Source organism: Luteimicrobium sp. NPDC057192 (genome assembly GCF_042670205.1).
Taxonomy (GTDB): Bacteria; Actinomycetota; Actinomycetes; order Actinomycetales; family Cellulomonadaceae; genus Luteimicrobium.
Genome location: NZ_JBHUWD010000032.1, coordinates 1 through 23,975, shown reverse-complemented (window position 1 = coordinate 23,975; position 23,975 = coordinate 1). Strand labels below are relative to the sequence as shown.

General features: G+C 73.3%; 21 protein-coding genes. 11 read left to right on the top strand and 10 right to left on the bottom strand.

Features of this window, described 5'->3' with window-relative positions; translation table 11 throughout:
* Positions 1 to 48: 48 nt before the first annotated feature.
* The 6 genes from ACFT5B_RS14715 to ACFT5B_RS14690 all read left to right on the top strand — a co-directional run bounded on the left by ACFT5B_RS14715 (position 49) and on the right by ACFT5B_RS14690 (position 9,240).
* On the top strand, positions 49 to 1,344 hold the full coding sequence (locus ACFT5B_RS14715; RefSeq protein WP_386799497.1) for a nitrate/nitrite transporter: 1,296 nt from the start codon (positions 49 to 51) through the stop codon (positions 1,342 to 1,344).
* Positions 1,341 to 5,144, top strand: coding sequence for a nitrate reductase subunit alpha (locus tag ACFT5B_RS14710; RefSeq protein ID WP_386799495.1), 3,804 nt, complete (start codon positions 1,341 to 1,343; stop codon positions 5,142 to 5,144). Before ACFT5B_RS14715 ends, ACFT5B_RS14710 begins: the two co-directional genes overlap by 4 nt.
* Before the next feature lie 14 nt (positions 5,145 to 5,158).
* Complete coding sequence (gene narH, locus ACFT5B_RS14705; protein WP_386799493.1) at positions 5,159 to 6,868, top strand: nitrate reductase subunit beta; 1,710 nt, start codon at positions 5,159 to 5,161, stop codon at positions 6,866 to 6,868.
* On the top strand, positions 6,868 to 7,608 hold the full coding sequence (narJ, locus tag ACFT5B_RS14700; protein ID WP_386799491.1) for a nitrate reductase molybdenum cofactor assembly chaperone: 741 nt from the start codon (positions 6,868 to 6,870) through the stop codon (positions 7,606 to 7,608). Before narH ends, narJ begins: the two co-directional genes overlap by 1 nt.
* Positions 7,605 to 8,372, top strand: coding sequence for a respiratory nitrate reductase subunit gamma (gene narI / locus ACFT5B_RS14695; RefSeq protein ID WP_386799488.1), 768 nt, complete (start codon positions 7,605 to 7,607; stop codon positions 8,370 to 8,372). Before narJ ends, narI begins: the two co-directional genes overlap by 4 nt.
* Before the next feature lie 526 nt (positions 8,373 to 8,898).
* Entirely contained in the window at positions 8,899 to 9,240 is a 342-nt protein-coding gene (locus ACFT5B_RS14690; RefSeq protein WP_386799486.1) for a hypothetical protein, read from the top strand.
* On the opposite strand, the gene ACFT5B_RS14685 is transcribed toward ACFT5B_RS14690, so the two are convergent.
* From ACFT5B_RS14685 to ACFT5B_RS14670, 4 genes are all read right to left on the bottom strand, one after another.
* Entirely contained in the window at positions 9,224 to 9,526 is a 303-nt protein-coding gene (locus ACFT5B_RS14685; RefSeq protein WP_386799484.1) for an SHOCT domain-containing protein, read from the bottom strand. The genes ACFT5B_RS14690 and ACFT5B_RS14685 overlap by 17 nt on opposite strands.
* Positions 9,527 to 9,674: 148 nt before the next feature.
* Positions 9,675 to 10,373 carry a response regulator gene (locus ACFT5B_RS14680; protein WP_386799481.1) on the bottom strand — a complete coding sequence of 233 codons (699 nt, stop codon included), beginning with the start codon at positions 10,371 to 10,373 and terminating at the stop codon, positions 9,675 to 9,677.
* The gene (locus tag ACFT5B_RS14675) at positions 10,370 to 11,857 is read right to left on the bottom strand and encodes a sensor histidine kinase (protein ID WP_386799479.1); all 1,488 of its coding nucleotides are present in this window, start codon (positions 11,855 to 11,857) and stop codon (positions 10,370 to 10,372) included. The genes ACFT5B_RS14680 and ACFT5B_RS14675 overlap by 4 nt, the downstream gene beginning before the upstream one ends.
* Before the next feature lie 137 nt (positions 11,858 to 11,994).
* Positions 11,995 to 12,360 carry a hypothetical protein gene (locus tag ACFT5B_RS14670; protein ID WP_386799477.1) on the bottom strand — a complete coding sequence of 122 codons (366 nt, stop codon included), beginning with the start codon at positions 12,358 to 12,360 and terminating at the stop codon, positions 11,995 to 11,997.
* A gap of 125 nt (positions 12,361 to 12,485) precedes the next feature.
* Here ACFT5B_RS14670 and ACFT5B_RS14665 point away from each other — a divergent pair, with 125 nt between their 5' ends.
* Complete coding sequence (locus ACFT5B_RS14665) at positions 12,486 to 13,472, top strand: 5'-3' exonuclease H3TH domain-containing protein (protein WP_386799475.1); 987 nt, start codon at positions 12,486 to 12,488, stop codon at positions 13,470 to 13,472.
* Positions 13,473 to 13,520: 48 nt separating this feature from the next.
* On the opposite strand, the gene ACFT5B_RS14660 is transcribed toward ACFT5B_RS14665, so the two are convergent.
* Complete coding sequence (locus ACFT5B_RS14660; RefSeq protein WP_386799473.1) at positions 13,521 to 14,432, bottom strand: phosphotransferase; 912 nt, start codon at positions 14,430 to 14,432, stop codon at positions 13,521 to 13,523.
* A gap of 196 nt (positions 14,433 to 14,628) precedes the next feature.
* Positions 14,629 to 15,072, bottom strand: a complete 444-nt coding sequence (locus ACFT5B_RS14655) for a VOC family protein (RefSeq protein ID WP_386799471.1) — start codon at positions 15,070 to 15,072, stop codon at positions 14,629 to 14,631.
* Between the two features lie 102 nt (positions 15,073 to 15,174).
* On the opposite strand from ACFT5B_RS14655, the gene ACFT5B_RS14650 reads away from it, so the two are divergent.
* On the top strand, positions 15,175 to 15,957 hold the full coding sequence (locus ACFT5B_RS14650; protein ID WP_386799469.1) for a VOC family protein: 783 nt from the start codon (positions 15,175 to 15,177) through the stop codon (positions 15,955 to 15,957).
* Between the two features lie 136 nt (positions 15,958 to 16,093).
* Here the strand turns inward: ACFT5B_RS14650 and ACFT5B_RS14645 are convergent, their stop codons facing one another.
* Positions 16,094 to 17,458, bottom strand: a complete 1,365-nt coding sequence (locus ACFT5B_RS14645) for a glycoside hydrolase family 15 (protein WP_386799467.1) — start codon at positions 17,456 to 17,458, stop codon at positions 16,094 to 16,096.
* Between the two features lie 84 nt (positions 17,459 to 17,542).
* Here ACFT5B_RS14645 and pgi point away from each other — a divergent pair, with 84 nt between their 5' ends.
* The 3 genes from pgi (at position 17,543) to ACFT5B_RS14630 (ending at position 21,222) form a co-directional block, all read left to right on the top strand.
* Positions 17,543 to 19,294 (top strand): glucose-6-phosphate isomerase, encoded by a 1,752-nt coding sequence (gene pgi, locus ACFT5B_RS14640; RefSeq protein ID WP_386799465.1) that lies wholly within the window; start codon positions 17,543 to 17,545, stop codon positions 19,292 to 19,294.
* A 295-nt stretch (positions 19,295 to 19,589) separates the two neighbouring features.
* A complete protein-coding gene (locus ACFT5B_RS14635; RefSeq protein ID WP_386799463.1) occupies positions 19,590 to 20,687 on the top strand; it encodes a fatty acid desaturase family protein in 1,098 nt (365 codons plus the stop codon).
* Between the two features lie 94 nt (positions 20,688 to 20,781).
* A complete protein-coding gene (locus ACFT5B_RS14630) occupies positions 20,782 to 21,222 on the top strand; it encodes a YdeI/OmpD-associated family protein (RefSeq protein WP_386799461.1) in 441 nt (146 codons plus the stop codon).
* A 9-nt stretch (positions 21,223 to 21,231) separates the two neighbouring features.
* On the opposite strand, the gene ACFT5B_RS14625 is transcribed toward ACFT5B_RS14630, so the two are convergent.
* Genes ACFT5B_RS14625 through ACFT5B_RS14615 form a run of 3 tightly spaced genes read right to left on the bottom strand, consistent with a single transcriptional unit; the run spans position 21,232 to position 23,839 of the window.
* On the bottom strand, positions 21,232 to 22,014 hold the full coding sequence (locus ACFT5B_RS14625; protein WP_386799459.1) for a methyltransferase domain-containing protein: 783 nt from the start codon (positions 22,012 to 22,014) through the stop codon (positions 21,232 to 21,234).
* The gene (locus tag ACFT5B_RS14620) at positions 22,011 to 22,691 is read right to left on the bottom strand and encodes a methionine ABC transporter permease (protein WP_386799457.1); all 681 of its coding nucleotides are present in this window, start codon (positions 22,689 to 22,691) and stop codon (positions 22,011 to 22,013) included. Before ACFT5B_RS14620 ends, ACFT5B_RS14625 begins: the two co-directional genes overlap by 4 nt.
* Positions 22,691 to 23,839 (bottom strand): methionine ABC transporter ATP-binding protein, encoded by a 1,149-nt coding sequence (locus ACFT5B_RS14615; protein ID WP_386799454.1) that lies wholly within the window; start codon positions 23,837 to 23,839, stop codon positions 22,691 to 22,693. The genes ACFT5B_RS14620 and ACFT5B_RS14615 overlap by 1 nt, the downstream gene beginning before the upstream one ends.
* Positions 23,840 to 23,975 lie beyond the last annotated feature (136 nt).

The following is a 23,975-nucleotide window of genomic DNA, read 5'->3' as shown; positions in this document are numbered from 1 at the left end:
TTCCTCCCCGCCCGGGCACCCCGAGCGGCCCCCCAGAGGAGCACGCGAATGTCGATGTCACAGCCCGCCCCGGGCGACGCAGCCCCGGCGCCGGACGCCGCCGCGTCACGCTCCGAGACCCCCGGCACGCCGCCGTCGCCCGCAGCCCGTGCCGGCTTCATGCTGGCCCTCGCGACGATCGGGTTCGCGATCAACTTCTGGGCGTGGGCGCTCATCAGCCCGCTGGGCGCGCACTACAAGGAGACGCTCGGGCTCTCGGACTTCCAGCAGTCGGTGCTGGTGGCGGTTCCCGTGATCGTGGGGTCGCTCGGCCGCATCCCGGTGGGTGCGCTGACCGACCGGTACGGCGGCAAGCTGATGTTCCCGCTGGTCACGGCGGCCACGATCGTGCCGGTCCTCTTCATCGGCTTCCTCGCGTCGGACTCGTACCCGCTCATGCTCCTGGGCGGCTTCTTCCTCGGCCTCGGCGGGACGACGTTCGCGATCGGGGTGCCCTTCGTCAACGCCTGGTACCCGCCCGAGCGGCGCGGCACCGCGATCGGGATCTTCGGCATGGGGATGGGCGGCACCGCGATCTCGGCCTTCACGACGGTCAAGATCGCCGACGCGCAGGGCGACAAGGCGCCGTTCGTCATCGTGGCGATCGTCCTCGCCGCCTTCGCCGTGGTGTCCTGGTTCCTGCTGCGGGACGCCAAGGCGCCGTCGCCGTCGACGGCCGCGGAGGGGTTCTGGAGCCGGACCTGGTCGACGTTCAAGCTTCCCGCGACGCTCCAGCTCTCGTGGCTGTACGCGATCGGGTTCGGCGGGTTCGTGGCGTTCTCCGTGTACCTGCCGACGGACCTCCACAACGCCTACGGGCTGTCCACGTCCGACGCGGCCAACCGGACCGCGGGCTTCGTCATCCTCGCGGTCGTGGCGCGCCCGATCGGCGGGTGGCTGTCCGACCGGTTCGGCGGCGTGCCCGTGTCCGTCGTGTGCTTCGGCGCCGCGGCCGTGCTCGCGTTCATCGAGTCGTTCCAGCCGTCGCTCGACCTGTGGGGCACCGTCGGGTTCCTCGGGCTCGCCGCGGTGCTGGGGGCGTCGTCGGGCGCGACGTTCGCGCTCGTCGCGAAGGTCGCGCCTCCCGGGAAGGTCGGGGCGGTCACGGGGCTCGTCGGCGCGGCGGGCGGGCTGGGCGGGTTCATCCCGCCGCTCATCATGGGCGCCGTCTACGGGGCGCAGGGCGACTACGACCTCGGCTTCATCCTGCTCGCGATCATCGCGCTGCTGACCATGCTCTTCACCCTCGGCCCGGTGCGACGCCGGGCGGCCCAGCAGAACGCCACGGGAGGCGCAGCCGCATGACGACGCTCGACGACCCGCTCGAGGACGGCCTGATCCGCTTCGGGAAGCACCTGCACAAGGGGCAGGTCTCCGAGGACCTGCGCCAGGTGTTCCTGACGGGCGGCCGCCAGGGCGACGTCTTCTACCGGGACCGCTGGTCGCACGACAAGGTCGTCCGCTCGACGCACGGCGTGAACTGCACCGGGTCGTGCTCGTGGAAGGTGTACGTCAAGGACGGCATCATCACGTGGGAGACCCAGCAGACCGACTACCCGAGCGTCGGCGCGGACTCCCCCGAGTACGAGCCGCGCGGCTGCCCGCGCGGCGCGGCGTTCTCCTGGTACACGTACTCGCCGACCCGCGTCCGCTACCCCTACGTGCGCGGCGCGCTGCTGCGGGAGTACCGCGCGGCGAAGGAGCGCGTGGGGGGCGACCCCGTGCTCGCGTGGGAGGCGCTGACGGCGGACCCGGAGGCCTCGGCCCGGTACAAGCAGGCGCGGGGCAAGGGCGGGCTGGTCCGCTCGAGCTGGGACGAGGCCGCGGAGATCGTCGCCGCGGCGCACGTCCACACGATCAAGAAGCACGGGCCCGACCGGGTGGCCGGCTTCTCCCCGATCCCCGCCATGTCGATGGTCTCGCACGGCGTCGGGGCCCGGTTCGTGCAGCTCCTCGGCGGGACGATGCTGAGCTTCTACGACTGGTACGCGGACCTCCCGGTCGCCTCCCCGCAGGTCTTCGGCGACCAGACGGACGTCCCCGAGTCGGCGGACTGGTTCAACTCGACCTACTGCATCATGTGGGGCTCGAACATCCCCGTGACCCGCACGCCCGACGCGCACTTCATGACCGAGGCGCGGTACCGCGGGCAGAAGGTGATCGTCGTCTCGCCCGACTACGCGGACAACACGAAGTTCGCTGACGAGTGGCTCGCGCCCCAGCCCGGCACCGACGGCGCGCTGGCCCTCGCGATGGGGCATGTCGTGCTCAAGGAGTTCCTCGTCGAGCGCCGGACCCCGCGCTTCGTCGACTACCTCAAGCGGTACACGGACGGGCCGTTCCTGGTCTCGCTCGACCCGGCGCCGTCGGGCGTGGGGGCCGGTTCCGGCCTGCCCGACGACGCCGCCCGCGTCCCGGGCAAGTTCCTCACCGCCGCGGACCTCGCGGGCCGGGAGGACGAGCCCAACGCCGCGTTCAAGACGGTCCTGCTCGACGCGAACGGCACCCCGACCGTCCCGAACGGGACGCTCGGCCACCGCTACGGCGACGCCGACGCAGGCCGCTGGAACCTCGACCTCGGCGACACCGACCCGCTGCTGTCCGTCGCCGACCTCGCGGGGGCGTCCGCCGCCCCGATCCTCGAGCGCGGCACCGCGGCGGTCCTCCTCCCCCGGTTCGACGTCGTCCCCGAGCCCGGGCAGGAGCACCAGGGCGGCTCGGGCGTCGTCGTGCGCGGGGTGCCGGTGACCCGGGTGGGCGACCGGCTCGTCACGACGGTCTTCGACCTCATGCTGGCCGCGTACGGCGTGAACCGGGCCGAGCTCGAGCTCCCCGGCCAGTGGCCGACGGGCTACGACGACGCCTCGACCCCCGCGACGCCGGCCTGGCAGGAGCAGCTCACGGGCGTCCCGGCCGCCGCGGCCGAGCGGATCGGGCGGGAGTTCGCGCAGAACGCCGAGGACTCGGGCGGCCGCTCGATGATCATCATGGGCGCCGGCACGAACCACTGGTTCCACTCCGACACCATCTACCGCGCGTTCCTGGCCCTCACGACCATGACCGGCTGTCAAGGCGTCAACGGCGGCGGCTGGGCGCACTACGTCGGGCAGGAGAAGTGCCGACCCATCACGGGCTGGGCGCAGTACGCGGGCGGCCTCGACTGGTCGCGCCCGCCGCGTCAGATGATCGGGACCGGCTGGTTCTACCTCGCGACCGACCAGTGGCGCTACGACGGCCTGCCCGCCGCGTCGCTGTCGTCGCCGACCGGGCCGGGCGTGTTCGAGGGCCGGACGACGGCCGACTGCCTGGTCGAGTCGGCGAGGCGCGGCTGGATGCCGAGCTACCCGACGTTCTCTCGCAACCCCCTGGAGCTGGTGGACGAGGCCAGGGCCGCAGGCAAGGAGCCGGCGGACTACGTCGTCGAGCAGCTCAAGGCCGGGTCGCTGCGGTTCGCCGCGGAGGACCCCGACTCCCCCGAGAACTTCCCGCGCGTGCTCACGATCTGGCGGGCGAACATCCTCGGGTCGTCCGGCAAGGGCAACGAGTACTTCCTCAAGCACCTGCTCGGCACGGACTCCGCGGTGCTCGCCGACGAGGCGGGGCCGGAGCGCCGGCCCGCGCAGATGGTCTGGCACGACGAGGCGGCGCGCGGCAAGCTCGACCTCCTCACGACGCTCGACTTCCGCATGACGTCGACGACCCTGTTCTCCGACGTCGTCCTGCCCGCGGCCACCTGGTACGAGAAGCACGACCTGTCGAGCACGGACATGCACCCGTTCGTGCACTCGTTCAACCCGGCCATCGCGCCGCCGTGGCAGACCAAGACGGACTTCGACACGTTCCACCTGCTCGCGCAGCAGGTCGCCGCGATGTCCGCCGTGCACCTGGGCGTCCGCGAGGACCTCGTCGCGGCGCCCCTCCTGCACGACACCCCCGACGAGCTCGCCGTCGCGCACGGCTCCCCGACCGACTGGGACACCCCGCTCGCCGACCGCGACCTCGTGCCGGGCAAGACGATGCCCAAGCTCGTCGTCGTCGAGCGGGACTACCCGGCGTTCGCCGCGCGGATGGCCGCGCTCGGCCCGCTCACCGACGGCGCCGGGATGGCGACCAAGGGCGTCGCCTTCAAGCCCGACGTCGAGGTCAAGGCGCTGGGCGACCGGAACGGTCTCGTCACCGACGGGCCGGCTGCCGGGCGCCCGCGCCTGGACCGCGACACGTTCGCGTGCGAGACGATCCTTGCGCTGTCCGGCACGACGAACGGGCGCCTCGCGGTCCAGGGGTTCGAGAACGTCGAGAAGCGGACGGGCACGCAGCTCGCCGACCTCGCGCGCGACGAGGAGGGCAAGCACGTCACGTTCGCGGACGTCCAGTCCCGCCCGACGCCGGTCATCACGTCGCCCGAGTGGTCGGGGTCCGAGCACGGCGGGCGCCGCTACACGGCGTTCGCGATCAACGTCGAACGGCTCAAGCCCTGGCACACGCTCACGGGCCGGCAGCACTTCTACCTCGACCACGACTGGATGGCCGAGCTCGGCGAGCAGCTCCCGGTCTTCCGCCCGCCGCTCGACCTGCACCGGCTGTTCCCGGACTCGCCCCCGATCGGTGAGACGACAGGCACGGCGGACGGCCTGGGTCGCGGTGCACAGACTGTTGCTGTGAGGTACCTCACGCCGCACTCGAAGTGGTCGATCCACTCCGAGTACCAGGACAACCTCTTCATGCTGTCGCTGTCGCGCGGCGGCCCGAACATCTGGATGTCCCCGAAGGACGCGGACAAGATCGGCGTCAAGGACAACGAGTGGATCGAGGCGGTGAACCGCAACGGCGTCGTCGTCGCGCGGGCCGTCGTCAGCCACCGGATGCCCGAGGGCACGGTCTACATGCACCACGCGACCGACCGGACGATCGACGTGCCGATCGCCGAGGCGTCGGGCCTGCGCGGCGGCATCCACAACTCGTTGACGCGGATCCTGCTCAAACCCAGCCACCTGATCGGCGGGTACGCGCAGCTGAGCTTCGCGTTCAACTACCTCGGCCCGACGGGCAACCAGCGCGACGAGGTCACGACCATCCGTCGACGTTCCCAGTCGGTCGAGTACTGAGGGGTGCGGTTCTCATGCGAGTGATGGCTCAGATGTCGATGGTGATGAACATCGACAAGTGCATCGGCTGCCACACGTGCTCGGTCACGTGCAAGCAGGCGTGGACGAACCGCACGGGCGTCGAGTACGTGTGGTTCAACAACGTCGAGACGCGACCCGGGCTCGGTTACCCGCGCACCCACGAGGACCAGGAACGCTGGCAGGGCGGCTGGGTCCGGACCAGGCGCGGCCGCCTGAAGCTGCGCGCGGGCGGGCGGCTGAAGAAGCTCGCGACGATCTTCTCCAACCCGAAGCTCCCGTCGATCCACGACTACTACGAGCCGTGGACGTACGAGTACGACATGCTCCTGTCGTCGCCGCAGGGCAAGCAGACCCCCGTCGCCCGCCCCAAGTCGCTGCTCACGGGCGACGACATGCGGATCGAGTGGTCCGCGAACTGGGACGACGACCTCGCCGGCTCGACCGCGACCATGCAGGACGACCCGATCCTCAAGCACATGAGCGATCACGTCGCCACGGAGTTCGAGCAGACGTTCATGTTCTACCTGCCGCGCATCTGCGAGCACTGCCTCAACCCGGCGTGCGTCGCGTCGTGCCCGTCGGGCGCGATGTACAAGCGGGCGGAGGACGGCATCGTCCTGGTGGACCAGGAGCAGTGCCGCGGCTGGCGCATGTGCGTGACGGGCTGCCCGTACAAGAAGGTCTACTTCAACCACAAGACCGGCAAGGCCGAGAAGTGCACGCTCTGCTACCCGCGCATCGAGGTCGGGCTGCCGACGGTGTGCTCGGAGACGTGCGTCGGACGGCTGCGCTACCTGGGCCTCGTCCTGTACGACGCCGACAAGGTCAGCGAGGCCGCCGCCGTCGAGGACGAGCACGACCTCCTCGCCGCGCAGCGGTCCGTGTTCCTCGACCCGAACGACCCCGAGGTCGTCGCGGGCGCCCGCGCCGAGGGCATCCCGGACGACTGGATCGACGCCGCCCAGCGCTCCCCCGTGTGGGCCCTGATCAGCAAGTACGAGCTCGCGCTCCCCCTGCACCCCGAGTACCGGACGCTCCCCATGGTCTGGTACGTGCCGCCGCTGTCGCCCGTCGTCGACGTCGTGGCGAGCTCCGGCAACGACGGCGAGGACGCCCGCACCCTGTTCGCGGCGATCTCCCGACTCCGGATCCCCCTCGAGTACCTCGCCGGCCTGTTCAGCGCCGGCGACACCGCGCCCGTCGAGCGCGTCCTGCGACGTCTCGCCGCGATGCGCTCCTACATGCGCGACGTGAACCTCGGCAACGACCCCCGCGAGGAGACCGCGAGCGCCGTCGGGATGACGGGTCAGCAGGTCCAGGAGATGTACCGGCTGCTCGCGGTCGCGAAGTACGAGGACCGGTACGTCATCCCCGCCGCGCACACCGAGATCGCCCGGGAGCTCGACGAGCTGAGCTGCTCGCTCGACTACGAGGGCGGGCCCGGGATGGGCGGCGCGGGGCCGTTCGGGACGTCGTCGGGGCACCCGGCGCCGGTCGCGGTGGAGAACTTCCACGTGCTGCAGGCGCGGCAGACCGCCGACTCCCCGTACGGGCCGTCCACGCCCGGCCGGGTCAACCTGCTCAACTGGGACGGCAACGGGCGTCCTTCCGGCCTCTTCCCGCCCGGGCACGACGACGCCGGGTCGGGCGACGGCGGGAGCGGTGGCCCCGGCGGCGGGTCCGGTCCGGGCGGGGGCGTGTGATGCGCTCGTTCCTCACGCTGTCGAAGCGCACGCCGAAGCTCGACCCGTTGGCCCCCGTCGCCCTCGACGACCGCCAGCGGCGGCTCGCCCACCTCGCCGCGTCCGTGCTGCTCGCCTACCCGGACGCCGGGACGCGCGAGGCCGCGCGCGAGCTCGGGGACGCCGTCGTCGGGCTGCCCGGACCCGTCGCCGAACGCCTGGGCCGCGCGTGCGCGACCCTCGGCGAAGCCGACGACGAGGCCGCGACCGTCCTCGAGACACGCTACGTCGCGACGTTCGACCTCAAGCGACGCTGCTCGATGTACCTCACGTACTACGTCGCCGGCGACACCCGACGGCGTGGGGTCGCACTCGTCCGGTTCGTGGAGGCGTACCGCGCGGCCGGGTGGGAGCTCGGCAGCGAGGAGCTGCCCGACTACCTGCCCACCGTGCTCGAGCTGTCGGCCCGGACGTCCGGCGACGACGCCCGCATCGCCGCGGGGCTCCTCGGCGCGCACCGCGAGGGCATCGAGGTGCTGCGGTCCGCGCTCGCGGGGACGCAGCCGTGGGGCGACGTCGTCGAGGCCGTGTGCCTCACGCTGCCGCCGCTCGACCCCGAGACCGAGGCCCGGTACACCGCGCTCGTCACCGACGGGCCGCCCACCGAGATGGTCGGGCTCACCGCCCTCGGGCCCCTCGAGCCGTACGCGCCCACCGCGTCCGACGTCCTGTCCGGTGCCCCAGGAGGAGACCCCCGATGAGCGACGCGACCACCGCCCAGGTGCTCCTGTGGGTCGTCTTCCCGTACGTGACGTTCGCGGTGTTCGTCGTGGGGTCGATCTGGCGCTACCGGTACGACAAGTTCGGCTGGACGACCCGGTCGTCCGAGCTGTACGAGAACCGGCTCCTGCGGCTCGGGTCGCCGCTGTTCCACTTCGGGCTCCTCGCGGTGATCGTGGGCCACTTCGTGGGGCTCGTGATCCCGAAGTCCTGGACCGAGGCCGTCGGCGTCAACGAGACGATCTACCACGCGCTCGCCACCTACCTCGGGTCGGTCGGGGCGCTCGCGCTCGTCGCGGGGCTCGTCATCCTGATCTACCGCCGCCGGACCACCGGGCCCGTGTTCCTCGCGACCACGACGATGGACAAGACGATGTACGTGTTCCTCGCGGCGTCCGCGCTGCTCGGCGCGTGGGCGACCGTCGCGACGCAGCTCTTCGAGGGCAGCGGCGGCTACGACTACCGCGAGACCATCTCGCCGTGGTTCCGGTCGCTCTGGTACCTGCAGCCCGACCCGTCCCTCATGACCGGCGTGCCCGCCGCGTTCCAGCTCCACATCCTCGCCGCGCTCGCGCTGTTCTGCCTGTGGCCGTTCACCCGGCTCGTGCACGCGTTCTCCGCGCCCGTGCCGTACCTGTTCCGGCCGTACATCGTCTACCGGGCCCGCGACACCGCCGTCGCCGCGCGCGCACCGCGGCGAGGGTGGGATCCCTCCGAGCGTCCGGGCGCGACGTCCCGCCGCTGAACATCCAGCCCGCGACTTGTCAGAAGCTCACGGCAGTGGAGCGCCGTGAGCTTCTGACAAGCCCCGCGCGCGTCCGGTGTGTCAGAAGCTCACGGCAGTGGAGTGCGGTGAGCTTCTGACAAGCCCCGCGCGCGTCCGGTGTGTCAGAAGCTCACGGCAGTGGAGTGCGGTGAGCTTCTGACAACTCGGCGGGGCGCGCCGGCCGCGTGGCATCATGAGCGCCCGACAGGAGGTGCGCCCATGGGCACGACGGGCGGCCGTCACCGCGAACCGATGATGTCCCCGCGCGCCCGACGACGCCGCAACCGCAGGCGGTTCGGCCTCCGCGTGTGCCAAGGGGCTGCCGTGCTCGGCGGGATCGGCGTGCTGGTCGGCGCGACGTCATGGTGGACCGACCGCGCCGACGAGCAGCGAGCGCACCAGCTGACAGCGTTCGGCGTCAGGACGACGGCGCACGACGCACGACGCCGAGATCTACCACGCACGGAGCTGCAGGTCGTGCTGGGACACGGACTCGGTCCGCGCCGTGGTGGACCTCTCGACGGGTCCCGAGCGGCTGCAGCTCCACGGCGTCTTCCCCGACACCGACGGCATCCCCGAGGGTGAATGGGGCGCTCCGCCGGCCGGGAGCCCCTACCGCGGGACGTTCGACGTCACGTACCTGCCGTCCGACCCGAGCGTCGTGATGGCGTTCCCGGACCTCGCCGACGCGGCGTCGGGCGTCGAGGACCGGGACGACCTGATCGTCGTCGGCGTCGCCGGGGCCGTGCTCGTGGCGGGCGGTGCCGGGTTCCTCGCCGTTCGGATGACGGAGACCCGCGACGCGGCGCGCCCACGAGCACGGCCCTCGGTCACTGCTGGCGCGTGAGCACCTCGAGCCGAGCGCGGTACTCGGCCTCGTCGATCTCCCCGCGCGCGTAGCGCTCGCCGAGGACCGAGATCGCCGTCTGGTTCCCCCGCGCCCACGGCGGCCCGTACGCGCCGCCGGACTGCCAGCGACGACGGGCACCCCGCGCGACGAGGAAAACGACCGTGGCGAAGAGCAGGAACCACAGCAGCGGGAAGATGAACCACCAGCCGAAGCCGGGGCCGCCGCCGTTCCAGTAGGGGTGCGCGACCACGGTCGCCGTGGCCGGGACGAGTGCGCTGAGCATGATGACCTCCTCCGTCACGCCGGCACCGCTCTCCGGTCCCGACGACGGCCGCTTCAGCCGCACCCTCACCGTCGCTCGGCGAGGGTGGTCGGGTCGTCCCCCGAGGGTTGGCGACCGCGTACCTCGCTCGTGCCGTCCGTGGCGCAGGTCAGTCGGTCCAGCCCGGCCGGACGAGCCCCGCCTCGTACGCCAGCACGACGAGCTGCGCGCGGTCCCGGGCCCCGACCTTCGTCATCGTGCGGGACACGTGCGTCTTGACCGTCGACTCCGACAGGTACAGCGTCCTGGCGATCTCGTCGTTCGACAGCCCGCGCGCCACCTCGACGAGCACCTCGCGCTCGCGCGGCGTGAGGTCGTCGAGGCCGGGCGGCGCCTGGACGGGCCGGGTCGCGTCGGCGACGCGCGCGAGCAGGCGGCGCGTCACCGTCGGCGAGAGGAGCGCGTCACCGCGGGCGGCCACCCGGACGGCCCGGACGAGGTCGGCGGGTTCGGTGTCCTTGACGAGGAACCCGCTCGCGCCCGACCGGATCGCCTCGGCCACGTACTCGTCGAGCTCGAACGTCGTCACGACAACCACGTGCGTGCCCGACGCCGCCGGGTCGGCCACGATCCGGCGGGTCGCCTCGAGCCCGTCGAGCCCGGGCATGCGGATGTCCATGAGCACGACGTCGGGCCGGAGGTCGTGCGTGAGCCGGACGGCGTCGTCGCCGGTCGACGCCTCGCCGACGACCGTCATGTCGGGCTCCGAGTCGACCAGCGCCCGGAACCCGCCCCGGACGAGCACCTGGTCGTCGGCCAGCAGCACCCGGATCGCGCCGTCGTCGGGCATGCCCGTTCCCCCGCTCATCCGTCCTCCCCTCCCGAGTTGTCAGAAGCTCGCGGCAGCAGAGTGCCGCCATGTTCTGACAACTCGGTTTGCTCCGCCGGCTTGTCAGAAGCTCGCGGCAGCAGAGTGCCGCCACGTTCTGACAGGTCCGGGGGCGCGAGGGGGACGCGGGCCTCGACCTCGAAGCCCCTCGCACCGTCGCCACGGGCCCCCGCCCGAACGACGCCGCCCGCGGCCTCGACCCGCTCGCGCATCCCCCGCAGCCCGTACCCCGACGACGGCGCGCCCTCCCCCGCATCCGAGGTCGCCCCGGGCGCGGCATCTGTCCGAGCGCCGACACCGTCGTCGCGGACGCGCACCACGAGCTCCCGCGCCCCGGCGTCCCCAGCGACCCGCACCTCGACGCGCGTCGCCCCGGCCGCGTGGCGGCGCGCGTTCGTGAGCGCCTCCTGCACCACCCGGAACACGACACCCGCGACGTGCGGCGGCACGTGCGCCCGGACCCCGGGGTCCAGGGCAAGGTCGAGCGTCGCGACAGGCCCGCCGGGCACCGTGAACTCGTCCACGAGACGCGGGAGCGCGTCGAGCGTCCACGACGGTGTCCGGGGCGCACGGGGGGCGTCCGCAGGGTCGTCGGGGTCGCCCGCTGACGGGTCGGCCACCTGGCCCCCACCCTGCCCCGCACCCGGTGCCGCGTGTCCGCCCGCGGACGTGCCGTCGTCGGCCCGGACGATCCCTAGGACCGCGCGGACCTCGCCGAGCGCCTCGCTGCTGGTCGCGCGGATCTGGGTCAATGCGGAGCGCGCCTGCTCGACGTCGCGGTCCAGCAGGTGCAGGCCCACGCCCGCCTGCACGGAGATCGCGGAGAGCGAGTGCGCGAGGACGTCGTGGAGCTCGCGGGCGATGCGGAGGCGTTCGGCGGTGACGGCGTCGTGCTCGCGACGGGCGGCCGCCTCGCGGGCACGGCCGCGCCGCTCGGCGAGCCGGTCGTACCGACCGCGGATCGCGCCCGCGAGCAGCAGCAGCACGCACGACCACGCAAGCCCACCCGCGATGGCGGCCGGCGACGGGAATCCCTCGTCACGGGCCGTGAACGCGAGGGGCACGGCTACCGCGAGCGCCCCGAGGCCGGACCAGGCGGCGATCCGCCCGGACCGCGCGGGCCCGCTCAGCACGAGGGCGACGAGCACGCCCTCGGTCGACCCGAACACCGGGCCCAGCGGGTAGCCCGCGAGCACGTACGCGGTCAGCGCGGCCACGGTGACGACGACGGCGGTCACGCGCCGCCGCAGCGCGAACCCCACGACGAGCGGCGCGACGGCGAGCAGCAGGAAGGCCCCGAGGTCGAGCGCCCGCGCCCCGTGCGGGAAGCGGTGCGACGCCCCCACCGTCCCGACGACGGCCACGAACGCGAGCAGGATCGCGAAGAACACCCGGGGGCGGCGGCGGTCGAGCGGGCCGGGTGTCGCCGGCGCGCCCGGGCTCGTCGTGCCCGCCGCGGTCATGTCCCCCACCGTATTGGCGGGTCGGGCGCGGCGCGTCGGACCGCGGTACTACCCGGAGCGGTACCCGGGTGCTGGCGCGGCGGGGCGCCTGCCCGCGCCGTGGCCTCGTGCCGTCCTTCCGCCACCCCGAGCCTCCACTACCTCGCCAGCAACGCGGTGATCGTCAGTGCCAACGCAAGCACCAGGAGCACGCGCACGACCGAGACCGTCGTGCGTTGGTCTCGCCAGGATGCCCGTTCCTCGACGAGGTCCCGCTTCGGCGGCACCACGGCGCGCACGAGGACCCCCGCGACGAACCCCCACACGCTGGCGATGACGCACGCCTTCCAGAGGTCGCCGGGCACCAACCACCACACAAACGTGAGCACAGCCAGCCAGCCCGCGACGACGCTCGTCAGGAAGACGAGCGGGCGGCGCGGCGGCGGGGGCCGAGGCCGAAAGCGCTGCCGTGCGAAGGCCTGGCCGCCGCCCACGGACAGACCGATGAGGAGCCCGCTCGCCACAGCGTCCGACTGCACCGAGCCAGTGTCCGTCCGCCTCGCCACGTCCGCTCGGCACTTCTCGACGCCCCTTGCCTCCTCCATGTCCGCGGGTCGTGGTGTCGGTACCGACCGGGCAGGATGGGCGCATGACCGGCCGCCTGCTCCTCCTCGACACCGCGAGCCTCTACTTCCGCGCGTACTTCGGGGTCCCGGACTCCGTCCGCGCGCCCGACGGCACGCCTGTCAACGCGGTGCGCGGGCTGCTCGACATGATCGCGACGCTCGTCACGGACCACCGGCCGACCCGCCTGGTGGCGTGCTGGGACGACGCGTGGCGCCCCGCGTTCCGCGTCGCCGCGATCCCCTCGTACAAGGCGCACCGCGTCCAGGCGGAGGTCGTCGGGCCGGACGGCGACGCGCACTGGGTCGAGGAGGTGCCGCCCGCGCTCGTGGCGCAGGTCCCCGTGATCGTCGAGGCGCTCGCGGCGCTCGGGATCGCGCGCGTCGGGGCGCCGGGGTACGAGGCCGACGACGTCATCGGCACGCTCACCGCCCGTGAGGTCGCGCGGCCGGCCGCGGAGCGCGACCTCGTCGACGTCGTCACGGGCGACCGCGACCTCTTCCAGCTCGTCGACGACGACGCCGGCGTCCGCGTCCTCTACCCCGTCAAGGGCGTCAAGGACCTGCTCGCCGTCGACCAGACGGTGCTGCGCGAGAAGTACGGCGTCCCCAGCGGGGCCGCGTACGCGGACATGGCGATCCTGCGCGGGGACCCGTCCGACGGCCTCCCGGGTGTCGCGGGGATCGGCGAGAAGACCGCCGCGACCCTCATCGGCCGGTACGGCACGCTCGACGGCATCCTCGCGGCCCGCGACGGGGTCGACCCAGGCCTCACCGCCGCGCAGCGCCGCCGGCTCACCGAGGCCTCCGACTACCTCGACGTCGCCCCCGGCGTCGTGCGCGTCGTGCGGACCGCGCCCGTCGCGCTCCCGTCGCCCACCGCGGCCCACCCCGTGCCCGACGACGTCCCGGGCGCCCCAGCGGACCCCGAGGCTCTCGCGGCGCTCGTCGAGCGGTGGGGGCTGGCGTCCAGCGTGCGACGGGTCACCGAGGCGTTCGCGGCCCCGGCCTGAGCCCGCCGCCGGCCGAACGACGCGCAGGATCACCGAACGCCGCTGGGCTCAGCGCGTGCGACCGGCCAGGACCCGGTCGAGCGCCGCGCGTCCCGCCGGACCCCACGCCGGCTTGCCGCCGGGCAGTCCGCGCTCCCCGTTCTGGCCCATGACCAGGAGGAACAGGCTCTTCACCGCGGCGTGCGCCCGAGCCCGGCGCAGCGTCGCCTGGTCGACGTCGCCGTAAGCGGCGAAGAAGCGCTCGCCGGCGCCCGCGGGCAGCAGCACCCACGCGGCCGCGAGGTCCACGGCGGGGTCGCCGGCGAACAGGTCGCCGAAGTCGACGACGCCCGCGAGCGTGCCGTCCGCGACGACGACGTTCGCGGGGTGCAGGTCGCCGTGGACCCACACGGGCGGCCCGTCCCACGCGGGGGCCGCGACGGCGTCGTCCCAGATCTCGCGGACGGCCGCCGCGTCGGGACCGATGGCTGCTGCGTCGAGCGAGCCGAGGAAGTGGTCGAAGCCCTGCTGGCTGTCGCGCGGGTGCGCGCCGCGGCCGGTGTCGGCCGGGGCGTCGGCGGGCGCCTCGACGTGCAGCGCGCGGAGGAAGGCGGCGAGCGCGTCAGAAGCGTCGTCGGCGCGTGTGATCGTGCCCAGGTCCAACGGGCGTCCCGGAACCCACGTCATGACGGTCCACGTCTTGGGGAAACGCTCGGACGGCACACCGCTGCGCACCGGGACGGGCACCGGCAGCGGCAGGCGCGGCGCGAGCACCGGAAGCCAGCGGCGCTCCTTGAGCTGGGCGGCGGGCCAGGGGTCCATGCGCTGGACCCGCACGGCCAGGTCGTCGCCGAGACGCCACATCTGGTTCCCCCAGCCGCCGTCGACCTCGCGCAGCGGCAGCTCCGCCAGATCAGGGTGCTGGTCCCGCAGCAGGTCGCGGACGAGCTCCTCAGTGACTGCGGTGTCGGTGTGCGTCATGCGGAGCAACCTACGGGCCGGCCGGCCAGGTGGGGAGGGCGGCACCGGAGGCCCGACGAAACCCTCACATGACAGGCACGCCGCACGCTCGCGCGCGGGCGGCGTCGGGCGAGGAGCGGGGCGGCGCGATCGAACTGACCGAGATCGTCGTTCTCCCCCCGGCGGCGCGACGATCTGGGTCAGTTCGGCGCCACCCTCAGCCGACGAACACGCAGAACGGGTGCCCGTCGGCGTCGGCGTAGACGCGCAGCGGCTCGTCCGGGTCGTCGGTGCGGTCGAGGAGCAGGGTCGCGCCGAGCGCGAGCGCCCGCTCGTGCTGGGCGTCGAGCGTCGCCACGTCCGGGACGGTCGTGTCGAGGTGGAGCTGCTGGGGCACCGCGGCGTCCGGCCACGTGGACCGCGGCAACGACTCGACCTGCTGGAACGCGAGCCCGAAGTCCTCGCCCGGCCGGTGCAGCACCAGCCAGTCGGCTCCGTTCGGGTCCGGCTCGCCCGGTGGGGGCGGCTCGTCGCCCCGCCGGTACTCGAGGTCGAAGAACTGTCGGTAGAACTCGGCCAGCCGGCGCGCGTCGGTCGTGTCGAGGACGACCTGCCGGATACGCGGGACGGGCGCGGGCGTCGTCGTGCTGCTCTCGCTCATCGGTACCACCTCCGCGTCGAGCCTCGCACCGACGCGCGATGAGTTCCACGCGGGGGCACAGTCGTAACAGGCACAACCCCATCCGCACACCCAGGAGTGATCATGCCTGCACGTGGACCGGTGCCCGCGGGCGCCCCGATCTGGAACGACCTCACGACGGACGACCTCGACGCCACCGTCGCGTTCTACGCCGGACTCTTCGGTTGGACCCACGAGGGCCACGGCGAGGAGTACGGGAACTACGGCACGTTCTCGCTCGACGGCAAGCCCGTCGCGGGCGTGATGCCGCCCATGAGCCCCGAGCAGCCGCTCGTGTGGTCGGTGCACCTGCACGCGCCTGACATCGCGGCCGCGGTCGATGCCGCACGGAGCGCCGGCGGCACGGTGCTCATGGACGCCCTGGACGTCATGGGCCTCGGCAAGCAGGCAGTCGTCGTCGACCCGGCCGGCGCGGCGTTCTCGCTGTGGCAGCCCGGGACGCACCAGGGATTCGAGGTCGTCGCCGAGCACGGCGCGCCCGGCTGGCACGAGCTGCACACGCAGGGGTTCGACGAAGTGCTGCCCTTCTACGACGCGCTCGGCTGGACGACCCAGCTCATGTCCGACGAGCCGCAGTTCCGGTACGCCGTCGACGAGGTCGACGACCATCAGTTCGCCGGCATCATGGACGACCCGCGCTCGGGCATCCCGGGGCCGTCGTACTGGCTCACGTACTTCGGCACCGACGACGCCGACGCGACCGCCGCCCGGATCACCGAGCTCGGCGGGACGGTCGTCCGCGGCCCCGAGGACACCCCGTACGGGCGGCTCGTCAACGCGAGGGACCCGCGCGGCTCCGAGTTCTCCGCGATCGGCCCGAACATCGGCGAGACGCCTCAGGGCTGACGACGCCGTCGCGGACCCACCCGCCGCGAGGTAGCGCTTCTCGCCCGAGGTAGCACGGAGTCCGCGCTACCTCGGGCGAGAAGCGCTACGTCGGCGCACGGGGTCGCATGCCCGACGGCGCAGCACGCGGCGGTGGTCAGCGCGCCGCGAGCGTGGCGAGCGTGAGCAGGACGGTCGCGCTGGTCCACACGAGCGGCGCGGTCCCGGCGGGGCTGCCGTCGTGCAGGACCTTCTCGGGGAACGACCCGGCGACGGTGCGGTGGTCGTCGAGCCAGTCGAGCAGGCGCGTCGCGAACGCCCGGTCGGCAGCGCCGCCCGACGCCGCCCCGAGCGCGACGAGCGCCGTCTCCGGGGTCCAGCTCACGCCGTCCTGCGGCCAGTGCGCCCCCGGAGCGAGCCCGCCGCCCGGCCGGGCCATCTGCTGGGCGGCGGCGTGCAGCGCGTCCCGCACCTCGGCCTCGTCGACGTCGACGCCGCCGTAGCCGGCGGCGGCCGCGTCGCTCGCAGGGACGAACGGCGGCAGGAGGAAGGCGACGGCGGCGTCGCGCGCGCCGCTGCCCGGGTACCGCCCGTACGACGGCGCGAACCCGGCCTCGATCGCGGCGTCGAGCCGCTGCGCGGACGCGCTCGCGGCAGACACACCGCCGCCGTCGTCGAGGAGGCCGTACAGGTGCGCGGCGGCGCGGAGCCCCGCGAGCAGCGGCGCAGCGGTGCCGAGCGTGACCGCGGACTCGCGCTTCTCCCAGTAGTCCGGCGACGGCGCGGGCAGGCCGGTCGGTCCGACGGCGCGGACCGCGGCGTTCGTGGCACGGTCGAGGAGGGGCTGGAACTGCGCGAGGACGGCGGGGCGGTCGGCGGCCGGGGCCGCGTCGACGGTCTGGCCGAGGGCCCACAGGAGCCAGCCGATGCCGTCGGTCTGCGGCGCGCGGCCGTCGGGCGGGCCGCTGCCGTCGGGCAGGTAGCGGGCCTCGACGGTGCCGTCGGCGGCCTGCGCGCGCTGGTAGAAGGCGAGGACGCGTCGGGCGTCGTCCAGGTGCCCGGTGCGGGCGTACGCGACGGCGACGAACGCCCCGTCGCGCGGCCACGCGTACCGCCAGGGGCCGGAACCGGCGGCGAGGACGGCGCCGTCGTCGAGGGTCATGGTGCGCAGGTCGAGGAGGGCGTCGCGGGCCATGCCCTCCCAGCGGGTACCCGCCCCGGGGACGTCCCCGGACGCGACCCACGCCCGCTGCTCCGCGGCCTCCGTCGTGGCCCCGGCGACCGCGCGCGTGCCGGGTAGGAGGCTGAGGTCGTCGGCGTCGCCGTCGACGTCGACTCGGACGAGACTGCCGTCCGCGTCGAGCGCCATGGTCGCGAGGTAGAGGGGCCGGTCGGAGTAGGGCGTGCGGCCCAGGTGGTTGGTGCCCGCGACGCCGAGCGTCACGACGAGCGCGGCGCCGACGACGAGCGCGAGCTCGGGGCGCCACCACCGCCGTTCACCCGCTCGACGCGCACTGGCCACCGACGAACCCTACGCCCGTCGGAGGGCTACTCCGCAGCCCAACGCAGGGCCACGTACGAACTCGCGTCCGGCTATCGTCGAACCGTGACCGAGAACTCCTCCGCGCCTGCTTCCCCCGCCGCCCCCGTGGACGCCACGACCACCGCGTCGTGGACGGCCCTGACCGGCCTCCGCGACGGCTTCGCCCCGGACCTGCGCGGCTGGTTCGCCGCCGACCCGGGCCGCGCCGAGCGCCTCACGCTCGAGGCCGGCGACCTCACCGTCGACCTGTCGAAGAACCTCGTGACCGACGAGGTCCTCGCCCAGCTCGTGGCCCTCGCGCGCGACGTCGACGTGCCCGGCCGGTACGCGGCCATGCTCCGCGGCGACCACATCAACGTGACCGAGGACCGCGCCGTCCTGCACACCGCCCTGCGCCGCCCTGCACCCGAGGACGACGCCGCCGAGACGCCGCTGGTGGTCGACGGCCAGCACGTCGATGACGACGTCCACGAGGTCCTCGGCCGCGTGTACGAGTTCGCGGACAAGGTGCGCTCGGGCGAGTGGACGGGCGTCACGGGCAAGCGCGTCGAGACGGTCGTGAACATCGGCATCGGCGGGTCGGACCTCGGGCCGGTCATGGTCTACGAGGCCCTCAAGCCGTACGTACAGCCGGGCCTCGAGGCGCGGTTCGTGTCGAACATCGACCCGTCCGACGTGTACGAGAAGACGGCCGACCTCGACCCCGAGACGACGCTGTTCATCGTGGCGTCGAAGACGTTCGGCACGCTCGAGACCCTGACCAACGCGCGCCTGGCCCGCCAGTGGCTGTGGGAGAAGCTCGTCGAGCAGGGTGCGATCGAGGACACCGACGAGGCCCGCACCGCCGCCGTCGGCAAGCACTTCGTCGCCGTCTCGACGGCGCTCGACAAGGTCGCCGCGTTCGGCATCGACCCCGCGAACGCCTTCGGGTTCTGGGACTGGGTCGGCGGCCGCTACTCGGTGGACTCGGCGATCGGCACGTCGGTCGCGATCGCCGTCGGGCCGGACGCCTTCGAGGAGTTCCTCGCCGGGTTCCACGCGATCGACGAGCACGTCCGGACCACGCCGCTCGAGCAGAACGTGCCCGTCCTCATGGGCCTGCTCAACGTCTGGTACACGAACTTCCTCGACGCGCACACGCACGCCGTCCTGCCCTACGCCCAGTACCTGCACCGCTTCCCCGCGTACCTGCAGCAGCTGACCATGGAGTCCAACGGCAAGTCGGTCCGCTGGGACGGCACGCCCGTGACGACCGAGACCGGCGAGGTCTTCTGGGGCGAGCCCGGCACGAACGGCCAGCACGCCTTTTACCAGCTCATCCACCAGGGCACGCGTCTGATCCCCGCGGACTTCATCGCCGTCGCCAACCCCGCCCGCCCGCTCAAGGACGGCACGGGCGACGGCGGGGCCGTGGCCGCGGGCGCCGACGTGCACGCGCTCTTCCTCGCGAACTTCTTCGCGCAGACCAAGGCGCTCGCGTTCGGCAAGACCGCCGACGAGGTCCGCGCCGAGGGCACGGCCGAGGCGATCGTGCCGGCCCGCGTGTTCTCCGGGAACCGCCCGACGACGTCGATCCTGGCGCCCGCGCTCACGCCGTCCGTCGTCGGGCAGCTCATCGCGCTGTACGAGCACATCACCTTCGTCGAGGGCACGGTCTGGGGCATCGACTCGTTCGACCAGTGGGGCGTCGAGCTGGGCAAGAAGCTCGCGCTCGAGATCGCGCCGGCCGTCGAGGGCGACACCGCCGCGCTCGACGCCCAGGACCCGTCGACGAAGGCGCTCATCGCGAAGTACCTGGAGCTGCGCGAGTCCTGACGGCCCCTCGCCCCCCGCCACTCGCGGGGGGCGAGCCGACGGCGAAGGGGCGGGGAGCGGCGGCCTGCCCGACGGCGGCGAAGGGCGTGGTGGGCCTGGCGGGAGCCGAGCGAGGAACGAGCGAGGCGGATGGAAGCCCGAGCGTCGTCGGGCAGGCCGCCGCTCCCCGCCCCGCACCCAGCCACCCCGGACCCAGCCATAGTTCAGGTCCACCACGTAGAGTGCGGGTGATCCGCACCACGAGCGTCCGCTCAACTCCAGGCTGGGAAGTCGACCCGAGCACCTGCGAGGCAGCGTGACCGCACTCATCCCCACCGTCCCGGCCCTGGCGACGTCCCCCAAGGAAGCGGCGACCGGCACGTATGCATCGCTGCTGCGGACCGTGCGCGACGCGGGCCTCCTGCGCCGCACCCTGGGGTTCTACGGCACCACGGCGGGTGTCCTCGGCGCCGTCTTCGCCGGCGTCTTCGTCGGGGTGGTGCTGCTGGGCGACACCTGGTGGCAGCTCGCCCTCGCGGGCGTCCTCGGCGTCGTGCTGACGCAGTTCGCGTTCCTCGGCCACGAGGCCTCGCACCGTCAGATCTTCACGTCGGGTCCCGTCAACGACCGCGTCGGCCGCTGGCTCGCGAACGGCGTCGTCGGGATCTCGTACTCGTGGTGGATGAACAAGCACACCCGTCACCACGCGAACCCGAACAAGCTCGGCAAGGACCCGGACATCGAGTTCGACACGATCTCCTTCACCGAGGAGCAGGCCGCGAGGCAGACCGGCTGGCGGGCCGTGCTCACGCGGCGTCAGGGCTGGATGTTCTTCCCGCTCCTCACGCTCGAGGGGCTGAACCTGCACGTCGCGTCGATCAAGAGCCTCGTGACGGACCGTCGCGAGGGCTGGGTCCGCGAGGTCGTGACGATCGCCGTCCGGCTCGCCGTGTACCTGGGTGTCGTGTTCTGGCTGCTGCCGCCCGGGATCGCGGCGGCGTTCGTCGGGGTCCACCTCGCGGTGTTCGGCGTCTACATGGGCGCATCGTTCGCCCCGAACCACAAGGGCATGGCGATCATCCCCCACGACTCGAAGCTCGACTTCCTGTCGCGCCAGGTGCTGACGTCGCGGAACATCGTGGGCGGCCGGCTCGTCACGGACCGGGGGCTCACCGCGGTGTACGGCGGTCTGAACTTCCAGGTCGAGCACCACCTGTTCCCGAGCATGCCGCGGCCGCACCTCGCGCGGGCACGAGAGATCGTCCGCGAGCACTGCGCGCGCATCGGCGTCCCCTACACGGAGACGACGACGCTGCGGTCCTACGGCATCGTCGTGAAGTACCTCAACCGGGTGGGCCTCGCCGCACGCGACCCGTTCGACTGCCCGACGTTCAGGACGCTCCGCCGCCAGTGAGGGACGCGCCCGGGCTCACGCCCGTGGCGTTGTGCGGTCGTCCGGTGCGCGCGAGGATCGAAGCGGCGCACCCGACGGAGGGCAGGGGAGACGAATGAGGTTCCGCGCGACGCTCGAGCTCAACGGGAGGACGGCCACCGGGATCGAGGTGCCGCCGGACGTCGTCGAGGCGCTCGGCGGCGGCCGGCGTCCCGCGGTCACGGTGGCCATCGGCGACCACACGTACCGCACGACGATCGGCGCGATGGACGGGCGCGCCCTGATCCCCGTGAGCGCGGAGAACCGGGCCCGGGCGGGGATCGCCGCGGGCGACGTCGTCGACGTCGAGATCGAGCGCGACGACGCGCCGCGCGAGCTCGAGGTCCCGGGCGACCTGTCGCAGGCGCTCGACGCCGAGCCGGGCGCGCGGGCCGCGTTCGACGCCCTGTCGTTCAGCGGGAAGCGGCGCTACGTCGACCCGGTCGTGCAGGCCAAGGCGCCCGAGACGCGCGAGCGCCGCATCGCCAAGGCGGTGGCGGACCTCACGTCCCGCTGACCGAGGCGGTCAGTCGCGCGTCACGACGACGAACGTCCGGCGGAACGGGAGCACCGTCCCGTACGACCGCTCGGGGTATGCGGCGTGGAGCCGCGCCTTGTACTCCTCCTCGAAGCCCGGCCGGACGTCGTCGGGCAGGGCGGCGAGGACGGGGCGTGCGCCCGTCGCGGAGATCCAGGTGAAGACCGCGTCGGAGCCCTGGAGGACGTGCAGGTACGTCGTCTCCCAGGCGTCCACGGTCCAGCCGGGCCCGGCGAGGACCTCGAGGTACTCCTCGGCGCGGTGCACGTGCACGCGCGCGGTGCCCTGCGTCCACCGCGCGTACGGGTCGGCCGCCGCGAGCTCGTTGAGGATCGTGTGGCTCGGAGCGTCCTGGTTCGCGGGCACCTGGACCGCGAGCGTCCCACCGGCGCCCCGCCCGACGACGTCCCGCCAGCGGGCGAGCACGTCCAGGTGCCCGGGTACCCATTGCAGGGCGGCGTTGCTGACGACCAGGTCGGGGACGCCGTCGGGCACGTACGTCGCGAGGTCGGCGAGGACGAAGGTCGCCTCCGCTCCGTGCTCGGCCCGTGCCTGCTCGACCATCGCGGGCGACGAGTCGACACCGGTCACGACGGCGCCCGGCCAGCGGGCGTGGATCGCGGCGACCAGGTGGCCGGGGCCCACGCCCAGGTCGAGCACGGTGTGCGGGTCCCCGGGGACGCGCGCGAGCAGGTCGTGGAACGGCCGGCTGCGCTCGTCGGAGAACCGCAGGTAGTGCGCGGGATCCCAGTCGGCCGGCCGCGCGCTCACCGGTGGAGCACCCTCCGCGCGAGGGTGTTCCCGAGCATCTGGGCGAGCTGCACCATGACGATGATGACGGCGACCGCGACCCAGGTGACGACGTCGTTGTAGCGGTTGTAGCCGTAGGAGATCGCGAAGTTCCCGAGTCCACCCGCGCCGACCGCGCCGGCGACGGCCGACATGTCGAGCACGCCGACGAACAGGAACGCGTACCCGAGGATGAGGGGCGCGAGCGCCTCGGGGACGAGCACCCGGACCAGCGCGTTCACCTTGGAGGCGCCCATCGCACGGGCCGCCTCGATCACCCCCGGGTCGGCGGAGACGAGGTTCTGCTCGACGAGCCGCGCGGTCGCGACGATCGTCACGACCGTCATCGGGAAGATCGCGGCCTTCACCCCGAGCGAGGTGCCCGTGATCGCGATGGTCGCGGGGCGCACGGCCGTGAGGAAGATGATGAACGGGATCGGCCGGACGAGGTTCACCACGAAGCTCAGCACCCCGTACGCCCAGCGGCTCTGGTAGAGCCCGCCACGCCGGGTCGCGTAGAGGCCCAGCCCGTAGACGAGGCCGAGGATCCCGCCGATCACCAGGGCGGTGAGGACCATCTGGAGGGTCTCGCCGATGGCCTGGCGCAGCAGCGGACCGTAGTAGTCCCAGGTCCACTCGTTGGTGGCGTGGACGATCATCAGGCGTCCTCCTTCCCGGGCGTGGTGGCGACCCAGCGGTCGTCGTCGCGGGGTTCGGCCGCCGTCCCGAGGTCGACGACGGGCGCCGCGGCGCGCAGCCGCTCGAACGCCTCGTCCGCCTGGGCTCCCGTGAGCTCGAGGGTGAGGCTGCCGAAGGGCCGGTCCCCGACCTCGGTGACGCCGCCGTAGACGACCGAGGCCCGCGCGTCGAGCCCGCTGGTGAAGGCGGTGACGTCGAAGCCGCGGCCCGTGTCGGGGAGGGTCACGACGACGAGCCGGTCGGGATGGCGCTCGCGCAGCCGCGCGACGACGTCGGGCGCCGGGCGGTCCTTGAGTGCGGTCTGGATGAAGCGCCGGGTCGCGGGCGTCTGCGGGTCGGCGAAGACCTGGTAGACGTCGCCGTGCTCGACGACCTTCCCCTGCTCCATGACCGCGACCCGGTGGCACACGTACTGCACGACGCTCATCTCGTGCGTGATGACGACGATCGTCACGCCGAGCTCGCGGTTCACGCGACGGAGCAGGTCGAGGACGTCGCGCGTGGTCTCGGGGTCGAGCGCGCTGGTGGCCTCGTCGGCGAGCAGGATGTGCGGCGACGTCGCGAGCGCGCGAGCAATCCCGACGCGCTGCTTCTGACCGCCCGAGAGCTGGGCCGGGTACGAGCGGGCCTTCTCGGTCAGCCCGACGAACTCCAGCAGCTCAGCGACCCGGGCGCGGCGCTTGTCACGCGGCCAGCCGGCGAGCCGCAGCGGGTACTCGACGTTGCGCGCGACGGTCCGGGCGCCGAACAGGTTGAACTGCTGGAACACCATCCCGATGTTCGCGCGCAGCTCGCGCAGCCCCCGCTCCCCCAGCTCGGTCACGCGGCGCCCGTCGACGTCGATCGTGCCGGAGTCGGCGTGCTCGAGCGCGTTGATCAGCCGGACGAGCGTCGACTTCCCCGCGCCCGAGTACCCCACGACCCCGAAGACCTCGCCGCGCCCGATCCGGAGGCTCACGTCGTCGACGGCACGCACGCCCCGCGCGGCCCGCGCCTCGCCCCGGCCGCGGCCGGCGAAGAACTTGGACACGCCGTCGAGCACGATGATCGGGTCGGCCCCCGCGCCGCTCCGGGCGCGCTCTCCCGTCGTTCCTGGTGCTGCACTCATGCGGCTCCCGCTGCCTCCTCGGCTCGCCTGCCCACGTCTCGCCTTCTCACGCCCCCGCGAACGATCACACCACCCCGACCGCCGTCCTGCCCCGCGAAGTACCCCGGCATCCCGCATACCTCGCGAGGTATGCGGG

Coding starts and splice junctions, on each gene's coding strand:
- ACFT5B_RS14650 (WP_386799469.1), top strand. CDS start 15,175: ATGCCTGCACGTGGACCGGTGCCCGCGGGCGCCCCGATCTGGAACGAC.
- ACFT5B_RS14715 (WP_386799497.1), top strand. CDS start 49: ATGTCGATGTCACAGCCCGCCCCGGGCGACGCAGCCCCGGCGCCGGAC.
- ACFT5B_RS14655 (WP_386799471.1), bottom strand. CDS start 15,072: ATGAGCGAGAGCAGCACGACGACGCCCGCGCCCGTCCCGCGTATCCGG.
- ACFT5B_RS14680 (WP_386799481.1), bottom strand. CDS start 10,373: ATGAGCGGGGGAACGGGCATGCCCGACGACGGCGCGATCCGGGTGCTG.
- ACFT5B_RS14665 (WP_386799475.1), top strand. CDS start 12,486: ATGACCGGCCGCCTGCTCCTCCTCGACACCGCGAGCCTCTACTTCCGC.
- ACFT5B_RS14620 (WP_386799457.1), bottom strand. CDS start 22,691: ATGATCGTCCACGCCACCAACGAGTGGACCTGGGACTACTACGGTCCG.
- ACFT5B_RS14685 (WP_386799484.1), bottom strand. CDS start 9,526: ATGCTCAGCGCACTCGTCCCGGCCACGGCGACCGTGGTCGCGCACCCC.
- ACFT5B_RS14615 (WP_386799454.1), bottom strand. CDS start 23,839: ATGAGTGCAGCACCAGGAACGACGGGAGAGCGCGCCCGGAGCGGCGCG.
- narH (WP_386799493.1), top strand. CDS start 5,159: ATGCGAGTGATGGCTCAGATGTCGATGGTGATGAACATCGACAAGTGC.
- narJ (WP_386799491.1), top strand. CDS start 6,868: ATGCGCTCGTTCCTCACGCTGTCGAAGCGCACGCCGAAGCTCGACCCG.
- ACFT5B_RS14675 (WP_386799479.1), bottom strand. CDS start 11,857: ATGACCGCGGCGGGCACGACGAGCCCGGGCGCGCCGGCGACACCCGGC.
- ACFT5B_RS14710 (WP_386799495.1), top strand. CDS start 1,341: ATGACGACGCTCGACGACCCGCTCGAGGACGGCCTGATCCGCTTCGGG.
- ACFT5B_RS14660 (WP_386799473.1), bottom strand. CDS start 14,432: ATGACGCACACCGACACCGCAGTCACTGAGGAGCTCGTCCGCGACCTG.
- ACFT5B_RS14630 (WP_386799461.1), top strand. CDS start 20,782: ATGAGGTTCCGCGCGACGCTCGAGCTCAACGGGAGGACGGCCACCGGG.
- narI (WP_386799488.1), top strand. CDS start 7,605: ATGAGCGACGCGACCACCGCCCAGGTGCTCCTGTGGGTCGTCTTCCCG.